The 17484-nt window shown below is 39.6% G+C and carries 15 protein-coding genes and 1 pseudogene; 4 read left to right on the top strand and 12 right to left on the bottom strand.

The genetic code is table 11. The features are described from left to right. Positions 1 to 110: 110 nt before the first annotated feature. The gene (locus O0550_RS09095) at positions 111 to 1853 is read right to left on the bottom strand and encodes a methyl-accepting chemotaxis protein (protein WP_258426086.1); all 1743 of its coding nucleotides are present in this window, start codon (positions 1851 to 1853) and stop codon (positions 111 to 113) included. Positions 1854 to 2147: 294 nt separating this feature from the next. Here O0550_RS09095 and O0550_RS09090 point away from each other — a divergent pair, with 294 nt between their 5' ends. Then, a complete protein-coding gene (locus tag O0550_RS09090; protein WP_003336446.1) occupies positions 2148 to 2621 on the top strand; it encodes a hypothetical protein in 474 nt (157 codons plus the stop codon). 721 nt (positions 2622 to 3342) lie between these two features. Here the strand turns inward: O0550_RS09090 and O0550_RS09085 are convergent. The 3 genes from O0550_RS09085 to O0550_RS09075 all read right to left on the bottom strand — a co-directional run bounded on the left by O0550_RS09085 (position 3343) and on the right by O0550_RS09075 (position 6448). Then, positions 3343 to 3948, bottom strand: coding sequence for a hypothetical protein (locus O0550_RS09085; RefSeq protein ID WP_096887497.1), 606 nt, complete (start codon positions 3946 to 3948; stop codon positions 3343 to 3345). An 87-nt stretch (positions 3949 to 4035) separates the two neighbouring features. Beyond that, complete coding sequence (rarD, locus tag O0550_RS09080) at positions 4036 to 4956, bottom strand: EamA family transporter RarD (protein ID WP_258426085.1); 921 nt, start codon at positions 4954 to 4956, stop codon at positions 4036 to 4038. 292 nt (positions 4957 to 5248) lie between these two features. Continuing rightward, the gene (locus O0550_RS09075; RefSeq protein ID WP_003339912.1) at positions 5249 to 6448 is read right to left on the bottom strand and encodes an oxalate decarboxylase family bicupin; all 1200 of its coding nucleotides are present in this window, start codon (positions 6446 to 6448) and stop codon (positions 5249 to 5251) included. A 403-nt stretch (positions 6449 to 6851) separates the two neighbouring features. On the opposite strand from O0550_RS09075, the gene O0550_RS09070 reads away from it, so the two are divergent. Continuing rightward, positions 6852 to 8276 (top strand): aromatic amino acid hydroxylase, encoded by a 1425-nt coding sequence (locus O0550_RS09070; RefSeq protein WP_096887500.1) that lies wholly within the window; start codon positions 6852 to 6854, stop codon positions 8274 to 8276. Positions 8277 to 8509: 233 nt separating this feature from the next. Here the strand turns inward: O0550_RS09070 and O0550_RS09065 are convergent, their stop codons facing one another. From O0550_RS09065 to O0550_RS09050, 4 genes are all read right to left on the bottom strand, one after another. After that, on the bottom strand, positions 8510 to 8719 hold the full coding sequence (locus tag O0550_RS09065; protein ID WP_003336438.1) for a DUF3006 domain-containing protein: 210 nt from the start codon (positions 8717 to 8719) through the stop codon (positions 8510 to 8512). A gap of 67 nt (positions 8720 to 8786) precedes the next feature. Continuing rightward, complete coding sequence (locus O0550_RS09060) at positions 8787 to 8936, bottom strand: hypothetical protein (protein ID WP_258426084.1); 150 nt, start codon at positions 8934 to 8936, stop codon at positions 8787 to 8789. 21 nt (positions 8937 to 8957) lie between these two features. Then, positions 8958 to 9998 carry an MBL fold metallo-hydrolase gene (locus O0550_RS09055; protein ID WP_258426083.1) on the bottom strand — a complete coding sequence of 347 codons (1041 nt, stop codon included), beginning with the start codon at positions 9996 to 9998 and terminating at the stop codon, positions 8958 to 8960. 292 nt (positions 9999 to 10290) lie between these two features. Next, positions 10291 to 11106, bottom strand: a complete 816-nt coding sequence (locus tag O0550_RS09050; protein WP_258426082.1) for a copper amine oxidase N-terminal domain-containing protein — start codon at positions 11104 to 11106, stop codon at positions 10291 to 10293. Positions 11107 to 11603: 497 nt separating this feature from the next. Here O0550_RS09050 and O0550_RS09045 point away from each other — a divergent pair, with 497 nt between their 5' ends. Then, positions 11604 to 12752 (top strand): MBL fold metallo-hydrolase, encoded by a 1149-nt coding sequence (locus O0550_RS09045; protein WP_258426081.1) that lies wholly within the window; start codon positions 11604 to 11606, stop codon positions 12750 to 12752. Between the two features lie 426 nt (positions 12753 to 13178). Beyond that, complete coding sequence (locus tag O0550_RS09040; RefSeq protein WP_258426080.1) at positions 13179 to 14231, top strand: DUF418 domain-containing protein; 1053 nt, start codon at positions 13179 to 13181, stop codon at positions 14229 to 14231. Between the two features lie 139 nt (positions 14232 to 14370). Here O0550_RS09040 and O0550_RS09035 read toward each other — a convergent pair whose 3' ends face one another. From O0550_RS09035 to O0550_RS09020, 4 genes and pseudogenes are all read right to left on the bottom strand, one after another. Next, the gene (locus tag O0550_RS09035) at positions 14371 to 14814 is read right to left on the bottom strand and encodes a hypothetical protein (RefSeq protein ID WP_096887505.1); all 444 of its coding nucleotides are present in this window, start codon (positions 14812 to 14814) and stop codon (positions 14371 to 14373) included. 284 nt (positions 14815 to 15098) lie between these two features. Next, positions 15099 to 15304: pseudogene (locus O0550_RS09030) on the bottom strand (hypothetical protein). 120 nt (positions 15305 to 15424) lie between these two features. Then, on the bottom strand, positions 15425 to 16804 hold the full coding sequence (locus O0550_RS09025; protein WP_258426079.1) for a DUF4179 domain-containing protein: 1380 nt from the start codon (positions 16802 to 16804) through the stop codon (positions 15425 to 15427). After that, positions 16783 to 17334, bottom strand: coding sequence for a sigma-70 family RNA polymerase sigma factor (locus O0550_RS09020; RefSeq protein WP_121472750.1), 552 nt, complete (start codon positions 17332 to 17334; stop codon positions 16783 to 16785). Before O0550_RS09020 ends, O0550_RS09025 begins: the two co-directional genes overlap by 22 nt. Between the last annotated feature and the right edge of the window lie 150 nt (positions 17335 to 17484).

Raw genomic sequence — 17484 nt, 5'->3', positions numbered from 1 at the left:
GTAGCACCCGCCAGCACATCAATCTGATAACAAAATAAGCCGCCGAGGTTTCTCGGCAGCCCGACACCTCCACAACTGTGAAGGTGTTTTTTTATTTTGAATACCTAGCGTTAATACGTAAAAGTACGCGTAAGCTTTTGCAGCTCTTCAGCCATGGTAGACAGAGAGTTTGCCAATGCAGTGACCTCTTCCATCGAAGCAAGCTGTTCCTCTGCTGAAGAAGCAATATTTTGCGAATGATCCGTTGCTTGTTGGGCAATATGAGACACATTTTCTCCACTTGCTGAAATTTCGTGCAAGCTCGCTGATATCTGTTGACTAATGCTAGCTAATTCTTCGATCTGCTGAGAAATATAGCCCGTTGAAGAAAGAATGTTCTTAAACTTCTGATCCGTATCGTTTGCAATTTCAATCCCCGTCTGAACTTCCTCTTTGACCTTGCTCATAGTCTGAATGGATTGATTCATATCTTGCTGTATCTCTTCTAGTAGCTGCGTAATTTGGTTCGAGGACTGCGTGGACTGATCCGCCAGCTTTCTGACCTCTTCGGCAACTACTGCAAAGCCTCTACCATGTTCGCCAGCTCTTGCAGCCTCAATCGCAGCATTTAAGGCTAGTAGATTGGTTTGAGCAGATATATCTGTAATGACACTTAACATTCCGGAAATATCATTTGTACGCTTATCAAGAAGCTTAATCACAGCATCTGATTCATTAACCGATTTATGGATGGAATTCATCTGCTGAACTGTTTTTTGTACAGCTAGTCCACCATCCTCTGCCGTTTCTCTCGTTTCTGTAGACGTTTCTGCAATAGAGGACGAGCTTTCTGCTATCCGTTGCATACCAACTGAGATTTCCTCAATGGAGCTTGTTGTTTTATAAAGAGCATTTTGTTGCTCCTCAGCACCACTCGCTGCTTCCTGAATAGCAAGCGTAATTTGTTCATTTGCCTTGCTTGTCTCTTCTGCACTAGCTGTTAATTCCTTTGCGGAACCAGCTACTCGTTGTGCTGATAAGTCCACTTCACTAATCAGATGGCGTATATTATTGATCATGTAATTAAAATCTTTTGCCAAATTGCCTATTTCATCCTTGGAGGTAATCTTCAATTCTTCTATTGTAAGATCACCATCGGCTACCCTGTTCAACTGCTGGGCCACCAAAACAATTGGTTTCGTAAATAGCCTTGAGAAAAAGTTAACCATAATTATCCCAACAACCGTAGAAACGGAACCAATCAGAGCTACCAAGGTCAAAATGTTATTAGCTCCTTTATTAAACTCGGTAAGATAGGCTCCCGACCCCACAATCCATCCCCAATGCGGCTCTAACTCGACATAAGACACTTTAGTCTCAACCTCATCAGAATTGGCGATCTGCCATTTGTACCTCACAAATCCGCCGCCGGAAGTTCCCTTTTCAACTAACTCTTTCGCCAACAAAACACCGTCCTGTGTGATGACATCGGAAAGATCTTGACCTTCATTGGCTGGATTCATGACAGACACAGCTTTCTCATTGATTGCCCAGACATAGCCGGTTTCGCCTGTCGTGTACTCCTTTTTAGTCGGACGCTTGTTCTCAGAATTTTTTGTACCTAGTAGCTCCTGACGTACCTTTTCCTGAGCTTCTTCTAAGGTTAGCTGTCCTGCCTCAACTCTCTCATTCATTAGGTCAATCATACCAATTACCATTTTTACATTTTTTTGTAGAGCTACCTGACCTGCCTGATCTAGCTCCTGCTTTGTAGACCCATAGGTAGTGATTCCAATAAGCAAGGTAGGTACTAGTAAGATGGCTAAGCATAAAATCGTAAGCTTGGCTCTTAAAGAAGCGATTTGAATTTTCACAGTCTCTCCTCCTTTAGGGACTTTCTCATATGACAAAATGGATGTTTTTTTCCTACAATCGCCATTCACTCTATCCTTATAAATATCGTAGAAACGGAGCTATCTAATTAGTGGAAAAAATTACCCCGTAGAAAAATCTGAAAACTAGCTTACTTGCTTCAGAGAAAAAGGAGAAGGCGAAATTGAAGATTGGGAAATGGGTCAGCAATTTTGTTTGGTAAGTAGCTGTTAATCTTTTCACAAAAATACCGATATATAAAGGAAGAACTCACAAACCGGAAAAGGATGAGAATTGTGGATGTAAAAATATTAAATGCGTATCTCAAAGGACTGACAACTGTACTAGGTTCATTAGGAATTAATATACAGCGCCAAGATGTGCAGCTACAAAAATCACCTTATACCTACAGTCAGTCCCATCGAGTTGTTTCCCAAATAACGGGTGATGTTACAGGGGACATTATTATTGGCATGGAAGAGGATGCTCTTCGTGTTTTACTTCAATCCTTCAGTATCCCGCTAGACATGGTTGATGATGAAATGAGAAGAAGTGTACTTGAAGAATTCGCAGATATGGTACGAGGACATGCCATTACCAGCTATCAAGCAATCGATGCTCAAGTTGAGTTTACGAATGTTGGCCTACTTAAAAATATTTATTCGGGCGATACCTTACCTCAGCAAGAGCAAAGCTTAAGTGTACATATTCTAGTCAATGATGAATTCCCAATCCATGTCGATTTTGTTTTGGAACAAATTCCAGCATAAGAAAATGAAACATGCAGCAAATAAAAAACGAAACCCTCTAAATATCATTTAGAGGGTTATAAACGCAACAATCTCTCTTTATTTACGATTTTTCTGCGCTTATTTGGGACAATTGCTCCCTTTCCATTTCCATAAAGACATAAGATTTCCTTCGATATGAACACGCTCCTTGAACCTTATCCCATATCTTAGCCAGACAATTCGGGCATCTATATCGTTGACGCTTTACCTCTATTTTTCTTGGTTCACCGTCTATAATATCATCGAATATCTGTATGCGGGATTCTGTTTTGTGAAACTTTTGGTTTCTACATATGGAGCATCTTTTAGGAGGTTCGGTGTAAATGTTAATATGTACCACACCCCTTATCGAAGTTTCTGATCGAAAGATATTATATAATAACCGTTCCCGATCTACTACAAAAAAGTTAACTAAACTGTAATTATGACTTAATTTTACATTATGTTAAAAATTTCAATCCTAACTAAATTAAAAGTGGTGAAATACATATATCAGCCGTAATGAGCTACCCCCATTGCAGATGTTCATGCTGACAAATTGCTGTCCTATCAGGCAGATTAACGTGAATGGGATATTGTCCTTCTACACGTCTTAAGAAATAAGTACCTCTACCTTCCGCATCTTCTTAGAGAGTCTATTCATTTAACAGCCCCCCATAGGAATAGCTCCTATTAAGCTTCCAAACTGACCTAGCTGGTTCTACAATTTTTTGGGAGGGTCTAATCTAACTGGATCAATCATCACAGTGATATCACTAGAATTTCTTTTTATCGAAATTTTCACTCCTCCAACCTTTATTTCTTCAAAAGCCTTAGCAGTGCTTCCACCTGTAAGCAATTGATCTAGCTGATTTGACCAGACGATGCCAGTGGCTTGAATCATCGCCTTGGTGGTATGTAAATCGGGAGTCCCCTGAAACATCAACCCATCTATCGTTTTTCCATCACTCTGTAGCATTACACTTACCCATTTAGCTTCGTCCTTTGTGTACTTCTCTTGTTTGGGATAATAGAATCGATAAAAATTCGTCTTCTTTTCTACTTCGAGAGTAAATGGCAAAATATCAATGTTTTGACTGGCTAACTCTGTTTTCAATTTGTTATAACGACTGAGGTACTCGTCTGTGGTCATATGTGTAAATGTACCCGCTTCTTTTCTTTCCTCTTGCTTCAAATTTGACTGCGGACTAGTAGAAAGCGACAGATTCTTTTTTTCAGTGGAAGCATTGGTCTCTTCGTTATTTCCGAAAACCGCTAGTCCAATTACGCCAAACAATACTGCCAACAAAGCTATATACTTTTTCAAAAATACCCCTCCTTATATTTTACATGATTCGTCATATTGCATTGTTATCTTCATAAATAGTAGGGAAGTAGAGAAAGCGAACAATTTTTATGTCCGTTTTTCAATCCGCTGTTTAAAAAACGCTGGTTGCCAGGCTTGCATGATCGGAGTTCGGGACAGTGTGTATAGGATAAGCGCTACCCAAATGCAAACGAAGCTTAAAAGATGGCTATCTGTAAACGATTCTTTATACAAAAATACAGCGATCGCCAATTGTATCGTAGGAGCTAGGTATTGGATAAAGCCTAATGTAGAAAGAGAAATGCGTTGCGCTGCTGAAGCAAATGCAAGAAGCGACATTGCGGTAGCTACTCCCGATCCAATCAGCAATAAATCTGTTCCCCAGTCCGTCGCTCCAAACGACCCAACACCTTGGCTTTGCAACCAGCAGATATAGACAAACGAAATCAAGGCAACCGGAACCGTCTCTAATGTTAATGAGGTAATCGAGTCTGTTTGAATCAGTTTTTTTACAACCCCATAAATCCCAAATGACAAGGCTAAAGAAAGGGAAATCCACGGAAGCTGTCCAAAATTAATCGCCATCCAGCATACGCCTACTGCCGCAAAAAGTAAGGAGATAAGTTGCCAGAAATCTAACCGTTCTCGAAAAAATAGCATACCTAACGCGACATTAAGCAGAGGATTAATATAATAGCCTAGACTCGTCTCTACAATATGACCGGCGTTGACAGCCCATATGTAAATCATCCAGTTCGCACTAATTAAGACGGAAGCCAGTAAAAATAGCAGTAGACTCTTGGGCTTTTTCATAAATTCCAAAACTCGGCTCCACTTCTTACTTAGTCCTACTAACACAATTGAAAAAATCAGTGACCACAAAATACGATGAGCTAAAATCTCTCCTGGTGGTATAAAACTGACACTTTTCCAATAAATCGGCAGGAATCCCCACATGGCATACGCCACTATAGCATAAAGGATTCCTGCTCTCTGTTCTTTCTGCATATTTCTCCATCTCTTTCTTTCTCGAATTGTTCTTAATCATACAAGAATTCACATTTTATATCAAAGAAGTTTTGGAGGAAATTACACTTATTTGTTTGCGCTCTCAAAAGGTTGAAAGGTCTGTACGTGTATGTTTACCATTCTTACACAGTAAATCAAACCCCTAATTCGTTTTTACCCTTTACACAAAAAAAAGCTTCCAACCGCGTTACGTTTACACCCGGTTGGAAACCTTTGCCTATTTACCTATTTACCTATCTATTTATCAATTTTACAATTTTGCATCAGGTTATCATTTAGGATTATAAGTAAAGCCCGGATACGAAACAACCGGCCATTTTTCCTTGCGTAATACATTCAATAGCTCAGAATCAGCCTGTAAATTATCCTTCACCAGATCACGGGGAGTAAGTGCCATCCATTGATTTAAAGACATATCGGCAAATCGATCACTTTTAAACATTTCTAAGAACCACAATGTTTGGTCACCAGTATTCTGAACATAATGTCCGTAGGCAAATGGCACGTAACCAACATCCCCAGCTCTGTAATCAAATGTACGTGCTGCACCGTCTCCTGCAAACACAGTCATTCTTCCTTCACCGGATAAATAATACTGCCACTCGTCATTATTCGGATGCCAATGCAATTCTCTCATTGCTCCTGGTTTAATTTCAACCAAAGCAGCAGCAACTGTTTTTGAAGCCGGAAAATTAGAGGAATCCACAATTCTAACGCTTCCCCCAGGTGTACGAATTGGCTTTTGAGCTAGCAACCGATATGTAAAGCTTTTAGGAACGGTCCCATAAGGGGAGCGGACTTTTTGACTGTCTAGTGGACCTGGAACCTTATCCTGATAGATATAAACCTGATCAGAAGGAATGTTAGCAAAGGCATCCTCTGGTACACCAAAATTGGCTGATAAAACATCCTTGGGAGTATGCGCAAACCAATCCGTGATGGATAAAGTATTCAGATCAGAGAAGCTTCCGTCATCAAATACAAGCAAAAACTCACAGCCCTCTTCTAGCCCCTGAATGGAATGAGGAATTCCTGGGGGAAAATACCAAAGATCACCCGGTCCAACATCGGCGATAAAGTTTCTTCCATCTTGATCGACTGAGGTTATCCGCGCTCTCCCTACTATCATATAAGACCATTCTGCCTGCTGATGCCAATGTAACTCACGCACTCCGCCAGGCGTTAACCGCATATTTACCCCAGCAAGTGTTGTTGCAATCGGGAGTTCCCTAACAGTCACCTCTCTCGACCAGCCACCATGATTTAATTGCATATGTGTATCGGAGAAAGAAAATTTTAAATTGGGAATTAATCCTGCATCTGTAATTGGCGGGACAAGCAAATCGGGATTTTCAATATCGCGCATAATGTCACGAGGACCGGGATCAGTCGCTCCAGCACCATCTTTTCTGATGGGCTGCGGTATACCTTCACATGAGCCTTGATCCGCATCTAAATGTCTGTTTACCATAAACACTCGCTCCTCTCACTTAGCTGCTACAAGCATGGGACTTTTTTCATCAAATAATGTATGACATAAATTTGCGCATTATGACTTCCCATCATTAATGTCATTCATGCCTTGATGTAACGAAATATCATTCCCCACAATCGGCGGTAAATTCCCACGCAATGGTTACCTTCGTTAGCCTTTTACAAACGAATGCATGTACAAACCACAAATTAACTAAATTGCATGAATATTTCCAGCCATATTGACGATCTTATTTTCCCAGCATATACTTATCCCTATACTTTATCACTTAAAAGCATAACAGTTTAAAAGCTTAAAAGCATAACAGCTTAAAAGCGAAAAAGTGAAGCAACCCACTCTTAAGCTGACAAGAGCTAGGATGGGACAGGAGGACATTATTATGCAAGCTACTACTAAACCAAATTTCGTTATCCCCAAACATCTTCAACCCTACGTCGTTGAACAAAATTATGATAAATATACAGAAGTTGACCAACAAGTGTGGCGTCATGTCTTGCACCGGAATTACAATTTTTTAAAGGATGTGGCTCATCCTGCATATGTAGATGGATTACGTAAAACAGGGATAAGCCTAGATCATATTCCTCGTGTGGAAGAAATGAACCAATGCTTACAGCCATCTGGCTGGGGGGCTGTTACGATAGACGGATTTATACCTGCCGTGGTTTTCTTTGATTTTCAATCGCGTGGGATTCTTCCGATCGCTACTGATATCCGTAAGCCTGAGCATATCGACTATACTCCGGCACCTGACATTATCCATGAGGCGGCCGGTCATGCTCCTATCCTAAGCGATAAGTGGTATGCCGATTATGTTAAACGTTTTGGCCAAATTGGCGCTAAAGCATTTGCTACTAGAGAAGAGCATGAGGTTTTTGAAGCGATTCGTGCGTACTCCAAATTAATGGAGGACCCACTGGCGACACAAGAAGAGGTTCAGCTAGCCAAAGAAATCCTCGATGCCAAGCAGAGCGCAGTAACAGGTGTATCAGAAGCAGAAGAGATTGCTCGATTATACTGGTGGACTGTAGAATACGGATTATTCGGCAAACTAGAACAGCCATTGCTATACGGTGCTGGATTACTTTCTTCTATTGAGGAGAGCAGACACTGTTTAACCGATGCTGTAATCAAGCGCCCATTCTCTTTAGAGGAAACCATCCACACAGCATTTGACATAACCAAAATGCAGCCGCAGCTATTTGTTTGTGAAAGCTTTGACCAGTTGCTTGATTCTGTTGAACGTTTCAAGCATCGCATGGCCTTTCATACAGGTGGGAGGGTTGCTATGGAAAAAGCCCTTCGTTCAGGTGCTACCTCCACAGTAGTGTACAGCTCTGGTTTACAGGTAACAGGAACCTTAGAGTCAATGGTATACGCTGAAAATAGTGAGATTGTTTTCTTCCGCATGGAGGGTCCGACTGCTCTTGCCTGGAATAATCAGGAATTGAACGGACATGGAAAATCTACACATGCTGATGGTTTTTCTTCTCCAATTGGTCGCCTGCAAGGTGTGTCACTTCCACTGGAGCTGTTTACAGATGGAGACTTAGAAGCACATGGCATCAGAATGAATGAACTCGTGAAGCTGACGCTTGAAGGCGGAATCACAGTAGAAGGAAGATTGGAAGAAATCGTTCGTCAAGAAGGCAAGATATTGCTTCTGTCCTTTCATCAATGCAAGATTAGTCATCATGGACGTACCTTATTCCAATCTGATCAAGGCACATACGATATGGCTGTGGGCGAGCGAATTGTATCCGCATTCGCAGGTGCGGCCGATCCTGAAAGATTCTTCGAGTAAAACCAGATTAGTACGCGAATGTCCCGACTGCTGTTGGGACATTTTTTTTATGACTTTCCACTCCCTATTTTGATATGTAATTTGGACAAGAAAAAAAGCACCGCAAATGGGTGCTAAGGCTTCTAGGTTATAAACTATCCTCTGCTACATTTTTTTAAATTCAATCATTCTTGGTAAGGAATTTCTGAAATATAGCTCTATAGCCTAGTATTTCTTCATATTGCCTGTATATCTTATTCAAACAAATCATCCATCAAATCAGTAGCTTCTTTTTCTCTAGCCTCCGTTTCTGCTTGATCTACTTCAGTAGAAATATGTATCACTTGACCAACCTGCACATCGGCCTGAAAAATAGCTCTAGGAAGATCATACGTCTGACCATCAATCTCCACAACAACCATGCTCTCCTCAAAGCGATCGATAATTCCTTTTGTTGTTTTCATACTCGCTACCTCTCAGTCTTTATATACTAGTCTTACTATGGGGTGTAACAGTAAGACTTTGCATTGATTATAAGTCAATCGTAGCAAAACCATAGAAACGCCGAATGTAATGATATGGATTTTTAAAAAGGGCGATTGGTGTAAGGTCTTTAACTCTAGCACTTGCAAAAAGCAATAGATAATCTCCTACAAAATCAGCAGAACAATAGATTAGCATTCTGCCGATTTTTCCCCCTCTCTACATCGCCGTTTTACATGTGATCGTCTTTCCGTTACTGATAGCTAAAATTGTTCCTTTTTGATCTGTACGGTATGTAATGATTTTTGATTGTTGTAATTTTTGTAGCGTGCCTTGGGTTGGATGCCCGTATTTATTGTGCTTCCCGGAGCTGATCACTGCGTATTTAGGGGCTACGGCTTTCAGAAAAGCAGGTGATGTAGAGGAATTTGATCCATGATGACCAACCTTTAACACGTCTGCCTTGAGAACTTGCTTGCTCTTAAGCATATCTGCCTCTGATTTGTGCTCAGCATCGCCAGTAAATAAAAATGAGGTTGCTCCATAAGTAAGGTGGAAAACAGCACTCCATTCATTTAACTCCTTCTCGTATGTACCAACCGGAGCAACGAATTTAGCAGAAACGCCCTGTAGGGGTATCGTTGTGCCTGCTGTTGCTGGTTTAATGGATAAGCCTTGTCCTTTGATTTGCTTCAACAGGGTTACGTATGTCTCGGTTGTATGAGCTACTTTGGGTGCATATACAGATTTAACCTTAAAGTTCTGCATGACCTTGTGCAAGCCACCAATATGATCTGCATCTGGATGAGTCATGATGAGAACCTCGATGTCATCGACCTTGAGGTCCTTTAAGTATTTGACCATTAAATCGCCCTTGTCCGTATTCCCACCATCAATTAGAATATCGTCACCTTTTGGTGTTTTTATGTAAGTAGCATCGCCTTGACCGACATCGAGGAAGTAGACTTTTAGATCATTTGTAGCTGATGATACTGGAACGATCGAAGCAGGTGCTTGCTTACCGGCAGGGACAGCTTGTTTTTTGATTTGTGACACTGGAGCTTGCTTCGATTGACTTGGACGGATTACCTTACCATCCCGATGAATATGATACTCTCCATCCTTTAATCCCCATTTATTGCAGTTCGTTTTGCAAATATGCCCACCATTGGCATCTGTCTTACCAGGATGTGCTTCAGACAAGCCCATGGGTAGAATAAACATAGCCATGATAATGACTAGCAAGATGTTTCTTTTCAACACGTACACCTCCAAATGATTCGAAAAATACTAGCTAAAGCTTTACCTTGTATGCTGTCATAAAAAATACACCCTCTAAAGTTCATCGGCTAACCTCAAGGCTTTTTCCAATGTTTCCTTTAAAAGAGTGAATTTTTTTCTTAACACGTTTATCTGCTATTGAACAATCCTAGTCCCGTATGTTTGTTAATGCTAAAAATTAGCCAACCCCCATATAAAAAAATCCCCCGCCTTAGCGAGGAATGCATATTAATTACCCACATCATATAGGAATTTTATTCGTTTATCTAATCTACTTAGCCTGCAAATCGTCAATCAAGACAATTTTCCCCTCTTCCTTCCAATCTACGCTCGTTTTTAACTGTTCACTAACAAAACGTAGCGGCAGGAACAGGCGTCCATTTTTTAGGACAGGTGCAGTTTCTAACGTGATGACTTTTCCGTTTACAGTTGCTTCTTTTTTATCCAAATATAAAGTAATTGACTGACTGCCACGAGTAATTACTACCGAACGTGTTTTTTCATCCCATTTCACGTCTGCTTTTAGTGCCGCACTGATAACGCGAATCGGAACTAGAGCTCGTCCTCCCTGCATGAATGGCTTTACATCTGACGTAATAAGCTTACCATCTACAAGAGTAGTAATTTCATCTCTGCCGTTTTTCTTTAAAAGTTTACCCAGCTTTTCAACAGAAGAGCGGTCCGCTTTGTTATAGTAACGCTCCACTAGTTCCAGTTGAACCTCTACTGCTTGGGAAATTTCCGCTTGCTTTTCTAATTCGGATACCAGTGTTTCATATTTAGTTTTTTGTTCGTCGCTAATCTCCGTAGAATGCTTCAATTCCTGACGTAACTCGATCAATTCTTTTTTTAGCTTGACGTTTTCCAGTACTGGCTTAGCTGGAGAGCCATTCTGCTTTGTTTCTTCTGTCTTTTCCTTTTTCTCTTTTTTTTCTTTCTCTTCATTCTTTTTGCTATCTACTGAAACTTCAACTGCTACCTTGCCCTTCCCCTTTACATTTCCGTTATCTTCCTCTTTCGCTAGTACTGCGGGTACTGCGGATACCATAAGAGCAATAGCCAAGGATGTAGACATCAATTTTTTCATTGTTCATTCTCCTCCCAAGATGTATGAATATACGCTTGCGATTTCTTGACGAGGAACAATTATTCAAGGTTGCAGAGGGACGCTAATTATTGTATTACACAATTTTCGTACCTTGTCATTTCGTCAGAATAAAAGAATAAATCTTATGCTTTAAAAGATGATATGCATAAAAAATCTACTTTAGGATACATAAAAAAGACAACGAATGACATAACAAAAAGCCCCCAACAGATGAACTGCTGAAGAACTTTTTGTTTTACAAATAAAGCCTGGCATTCTTTATTTGGCATAAGCAAAATCACGTCGATCTTTCATATCGACAGCACCATTGTTCATTCGCTTTATGCGTGGTTATCTTATTCCAAGTATTTAAAAAAAGTTACTAAACGATAAAAAAATCCATACATAACATCCTCCATGCTCACTCCCCTACCACATACCTCTGCCTCTACATAATAGAAATTTCTAGTGGCTATACTAACCACAGGAGGTGCACCATGAACAAATTTCAGATCTTGAGTATAGGAATTAGTATCGCTTTATTTGCAACAGCTTGTTCTAACAACGCAGGTACAAATCAGGGTGTAGGACGTAACCAGACAACCCAAAACAAAAAAATAGTGAATCCCCACTCGAATGTACGTCAAATGAGCAAGGGAGCTACCAAGGCTACAACCATTAAGGAAGCTCCTTCAACAGTAAATGCACGTTACGTGGAGCCATCGGCTAAAAAAGTACTGCATTCTGGTGAGAAAATAAATCGGCTATATAATCGAAATTTAAAAGATAAGTATATCTTGCAGCGGCTTACTTCTCGTACGTATTGGGTTCAGAGTAATTTTTACAGTACAACCTTCTTTGTTGGTAAAAAGGGAGTATTACTGTTCGATCCATTAGAAGATCGTACAGATCAACTCTTAGCTGCTGTTCGCAAGGTGACCAAATTACCTATTACCAGCGTTGTTTATTCTCATGACCATGCGGATCACATAGGTGATGCTTCTAAGATGCTTGCTGCCTTAAAGAAATCAGGCGTAAAACCGCGCATTATTGCAAGTAAGGCTACATTCGACAAACAAGTCTATTTAAAGAGTAAGCTTCCTCGTCCGACAGAGGTCATCTCTTGGCCACAGGGGTCATTTAAATTCGAGGATCTAACTGTTCAATTACATGGATTCCAGCGAGCAGGTCATTCGGATGATCATTCGGTTTGGCTGCTTAAGGACGAGGGTGTGCTTCACGCACCTGACTTAATAAACCCAGATCAACCTCCATTTTGGAGATTTGCAGGCTCAGATACCTTCCTTTACCATGAGCAAAATCTTCAAGATGCACGTAAGCTACCATGGAAATGGGTTAATGGGGGACATGGAAACGTTGGAGAAAAGAAAGACTTTGACTTTGATCTAGCCTTTATCAAAGATCTTAAGAAAGCCGTAGGAGATGCTATACAAACCCAGAAATTTGGCGATTTTGTTGACCCGAAAAAAGGTGCTCATTCTGCCTTCTTACCAGCCTGGTTAAACGCTGTTTCTAAACAAGCCACCGACAACCTACGTCCGAAATATGGAAAATATTATGGCTTTGAATATTCTACACCGCCTAATGCCGAGATGTTAGCTGAATGGATGTTTTCGTATCGCTAGACATTGAAACAAAATAATTGCAAAAGCAAAATCTATGCCCGCTCTTCCTACTTTGAGCGGGCTTTATCCATCCGATTGCACATCTGTCTCTGGAAATTTTATGTAGCCTTTTATTTGTAAAAATTCTTTTTCCAGAACAGAAACAAATTAGACTCTACATAGTCCTAGAATTACCATAAGTTCTGATCGCATTCTATCCGGCAAATAAAGTCCAAATCTTTGTTTGATACCAAAGATAAGAATAATTTTCCCACAACAATTTTCATCATTATTCATTTTTACTCATTCAGTGGATTCGTGCTTCTCTTGGTATGTTGGGGAATCTTACAATACTGTAAGCTTTTTGTTAGGTAATGTGATACTAAGCCCTGCATATTTTTTGTACGCTAATAAAGATCATTATGTACAAAGGAGAAAGACAGAGAAATGAAGCAACTGCAAAGCTACAAGAGAATTAATACTTTAGATTATGTACGTGGGTTTGCTTTAGTAGGTATTTTGCTTATTAACATTATTGCTGTACTTACGATTGGCGATCCGATTGCAAACACAAAAGATGCTTCCTACCAACGATTTCTATTCTTATTTGTAGAAGGTAGATTTTTTACCATCTTCTCATTTTTATTTGGTGTTGGCTTTTATCTGTTTATGACAAGGGCAAATGCTAAAGGTAACAATGGATATCTCTTATTTTTCCGACGACTTCTAGCCTTATTTGCTATTGGATATGTTCATGGACTGTTTCTAGGTGGAGAAGTATTAAGAGAATATGCCATCTACGGATTCATTTTATTATTATGCTTCAAGGTAAAGAAACAGATAAACATCGTTATCGGGCTGATAGGATTGGCTATTTCCTGTTTTTTTGCTATAAAAGCATTGATCACACTGCCACTTATGCTACTGGGTTTGGCAGCCGGTCAATACCGCTTTTTTGAACGCCTTACAGAAAAAACGAAGCAAATCGCTATAGGTACAGGTATTTTGTTGCTTATTAGTATAGCTGGCATTCTGTATCAATACTCACAGGTACCCGCCCTCCCTTTTCCCCCTATAATTTTAGGTGGTACAGGAGATCCTGATATCGAACAAACAAATCATTTCTTACAGATAGGCATTATGATTGGACCAATTATCTCCAGTGTCTATGTCGGTGTCCTAATCTTATCGCTACAAAGTAAATTCGCTCAGGTTTTGCTTCATCCCCTGAAGCTTTATGGACGTATGGCATTAACAAACTATCTGGGGCAAACCTTTATACTTTTGGCTATTGGACATCTATGTCATTTATTTGCGCAGATTACCTATATACAAACCTTGTACCTCTGTGTCCTTGTCTATGTCATTCAAATTTTCTTTAGTGTAATTTGGATGAACTTCTTTACAATGGGACCGATGGAATGGGTATGGCGTATCGTTACGTATTGGCAAGTTCCCCAGCTTCGAAAAAATAAAAAGAGCTACCATGTCAGTTTATAATCTAATCAGACAGTGTTTAGCTAACAATTACACGTATCCTAGTAAGCTACCATTAGGTCAGATAAGATAAAATAAAACAAGAAACAAGTCTAACACTTACTTGCAGATGTTAGACTTGTTTCTATTTGTATTTATTTAATTATTCAAAATAAATCGACCCTGAGATATCAACTGGGTTTCGAGAAGGGTCAAGAGGATGCAATTTAGCTGCGATGCTATACGTACCAGGTTGCAAAGTAATAGATCGTTGATGACTTCCATTACCGGATATCTCAAAAATCTTGTCTGGTGAAACCTGAGCGTTTATTTCGTAAAATCTATACTCAACAAGTGGCTCGTTTGAAGAATGGTTCGTTTGGTTGAGTACAATTCTGACTGTTTGACCAGGACCGACTGAAAATTTTAAATAGTCCTCCAATCCTATAATACTCGTGAGTTTCTCAAATTTAAACCATCCGATATATCTCAAATCTTGTTGCTTTACTTGCTTCACAGGCTCTACTGGTGCTGCTTGTACAGAAGATGCAAGTGGAATTGTTAATACTGCTGCCATGAAAGCTTTGCATAATAGTGCTCTACTCACGCTAACTACCCCTTTACCATTGTATGTGTAAGCTCTGAAAAGAAATATATAGTGTCTCATTATTCCTATACATAGCTTACAATTTGAATTATATAAATTTTTACATTTAAAGTAAATATTTCCCTTATATAATCACTACCTATCATAAGTAGCCGCATCTTGATGCCTTTCCGTACCGAGTTTTTCTTATAGCTCTAACAAAAAAGACCGTAAGATGCTACAGCATCCTTACGGTCAGACGATAGACGTAAACATTGAAAGGTTATTTGCAATAATGACCTGTTCTACTCTTGAACTTTACGATTTAAGTACACTCTTGTCCAATAAAATATGGCCGTTCCAATAAGTAAAATTGTAAATTGGATTCCAGTACTTCCAGTCTTAACAAGATCATATAAAGACCAAATTAATAAAGCTACCGTTAAAACATAAAGGTATTTCTTGCTGATTTCTCATTATGTGATTTTTCCATTTCATCTGCTTTTCTCATATTTTTTCCTCCTCATAAAAGGAAATAACCCAAGCGTGTAATAAATTCCTTCAACACTTATATACAACAGCTAGGTTATTACGCTCAATCAGAATGACAATTCCCCATGCTTAGTACCATTTAAAGCAAAGGAATCTTGATTAAATTCTGTTCACGAATCTTTTGCTCTTCTTTGTTCATAACATCTGTAGGAACGACTAGCTTCAAATTTTTTGAAGATGGAAAGGGTGGAAATTCTTCCATGAACGAATAGGTGTCAGTAAACTCTCTAATTTTAGGTGAACTGTAATATTCGTTATTCTTTTCATCCTTTATTTTTAAAAAACGGGATTGATTAAAGGGATTTTTAATCTCATAATGAATAACCGTTTTTGTTGAAAGGAAATCTACCTTTTTTAGAATAAAGTCTCCTTGTTGTTCGGACAATACATAAGGTAATGGCTGTGATAGATCAATCTCTGTATTTTTTGGAGGATTTTCTTTTGTTTTTGACTTCTCTAGCTCTGTCTCTTTCTCCACTAACACACGGGGCTCCATGTAAATAAATGGTTCTTCTCCATTTAGTGAAAGTATAAGTTCGTATTCTTTGGTATTGTTATTTAAAAAGTGTTCCGTGAAAGAACTCGGTCGTCTATTCATATATTGGTCATAGAAGGTGATACGAAGATTCTTCAGCTTCTCTCCAGGACCATTGACTATAATTCGTGAGGTTGTTCCTGTAGCATTTCTCCTGATGTTTTTAACTGTGAATTGTAATCCATTCCGATCCTTTTCAAAATGTGGAGGAACTGTTCGTTGCAAGGCTTTTAGAGAATCGGGCATTTTAAATTCAAGATCCCACTGCCATTTCCCGCTTCCTCCTACTAAACCCACTCGTTCTATCTGTGCGTGGAGTTTAAAATCATTTGGTACCCCTTCTTTTAAATAAGCAGAGTTAATCCCTGCATACAAATGATCCCCGATTCGTGTTACGTCTGTACTTCCACCGTTTAAAAAAGATTCTCCATTTCCATTCAAAGTAAGTTCCTTAAAATCAGCAAGATAATCAGAAAACAAACCCCTATTGAGATCTTTCTCCGGTGGCATTTGAACCAGATACCCAATAGCCAACTGGTGTCCGTCAAAAAATAAATCGGTTATTGTGACGGTCACTCCTTGATCGGTTTTGCTTACATGATAAGGAACAGTCAACCCTTTTTCATGAAAGGCTTTCAGTTCTTCATCACCGTATGCCACAAAGGCACTGATACGCGGAGTATTGGCAAGTGTGGGAAACAGATTTTTTATGGTGTCCGCACTAGGCATTCCCGTTAGTGCCAACAGGATAATCAATAATCCAGCAAAGGAGGACGTCCAGTACCAGATTCTACGCTTTGGTTTTGATGTCATGATCATTTTCTCCCGTACATGATTTTTCATTTCATGGGTAAATGTTAGCTCGGAAAGGATCGGACCTTTATCACTATATTGAAATTCCTTTAATTCTTGATCGATGTCCATGACAATCCCTCCCGCTCAAGCATTTGTTTTAGTTTTTTTCGTCCCCGGTAAAGCTTGTTTCGCACTGCACCTTGAGAGGTTTCCAGAACATGAGCTACTTCCTCAATGGATAAGTCCTGATAATAATGAAGAATGATGACTTGACGGTAGGAGAGCGGCAATTTCAGTACGAGCTGTACGAATTCCTTCCGTTCCACTTGCTTCATAACCAATGGCTCTGTCTCATCCTGCTCTTTTTGTGTATGCAGATACTCCCCAAACAAAGATGGGAAGATGTTTCTAACGTACCAGGATCGGACATGCTTCTTGGCTTCGTTTATGGCAATTCGATAAATCCATGTTTGAATGCTTGATTCCCCTCGAAAAGAGGGCAGGTGACGATATACTTTTACGAATACCTCCTGCGCAATATCCTCAGCAGATGTCCGATTTTTTACAATTAAATAAACAAGATGTACGACTCTCCTTCCATATTCGTTCATAATTCTTTCCATGATGGCTTCGTTGGTTTCATGCAATTCCAAATCCATGGCGTTACTCCTCTGTCCGCTCACCTATATTGATCCATGAGCTACGGTTCGTGTCACACCTTTTTTAAAATTTTTTGGCAACAGGGAACAAAAAATGAAAAAATCCTCACTAAGGAGGATTTTTTCTTGTGATTTCTCTGATATCTACGA

Origin of the sequence: Brevibacillus halotolerans (genome assembly GCF_026891775.1) — a bacterium.
GTDB lineage: Bacteria > Bacillota > Bacilli > Brevibacillales > Brevibacillaceae > Brevibacillus_B > Brevibacillus_B halotolerans.
The sequence above is the reverse complement of the archived record's forward strand: the minus strand, read 5'-3'. Positions and strand labels throughout refer to the sequence as shown.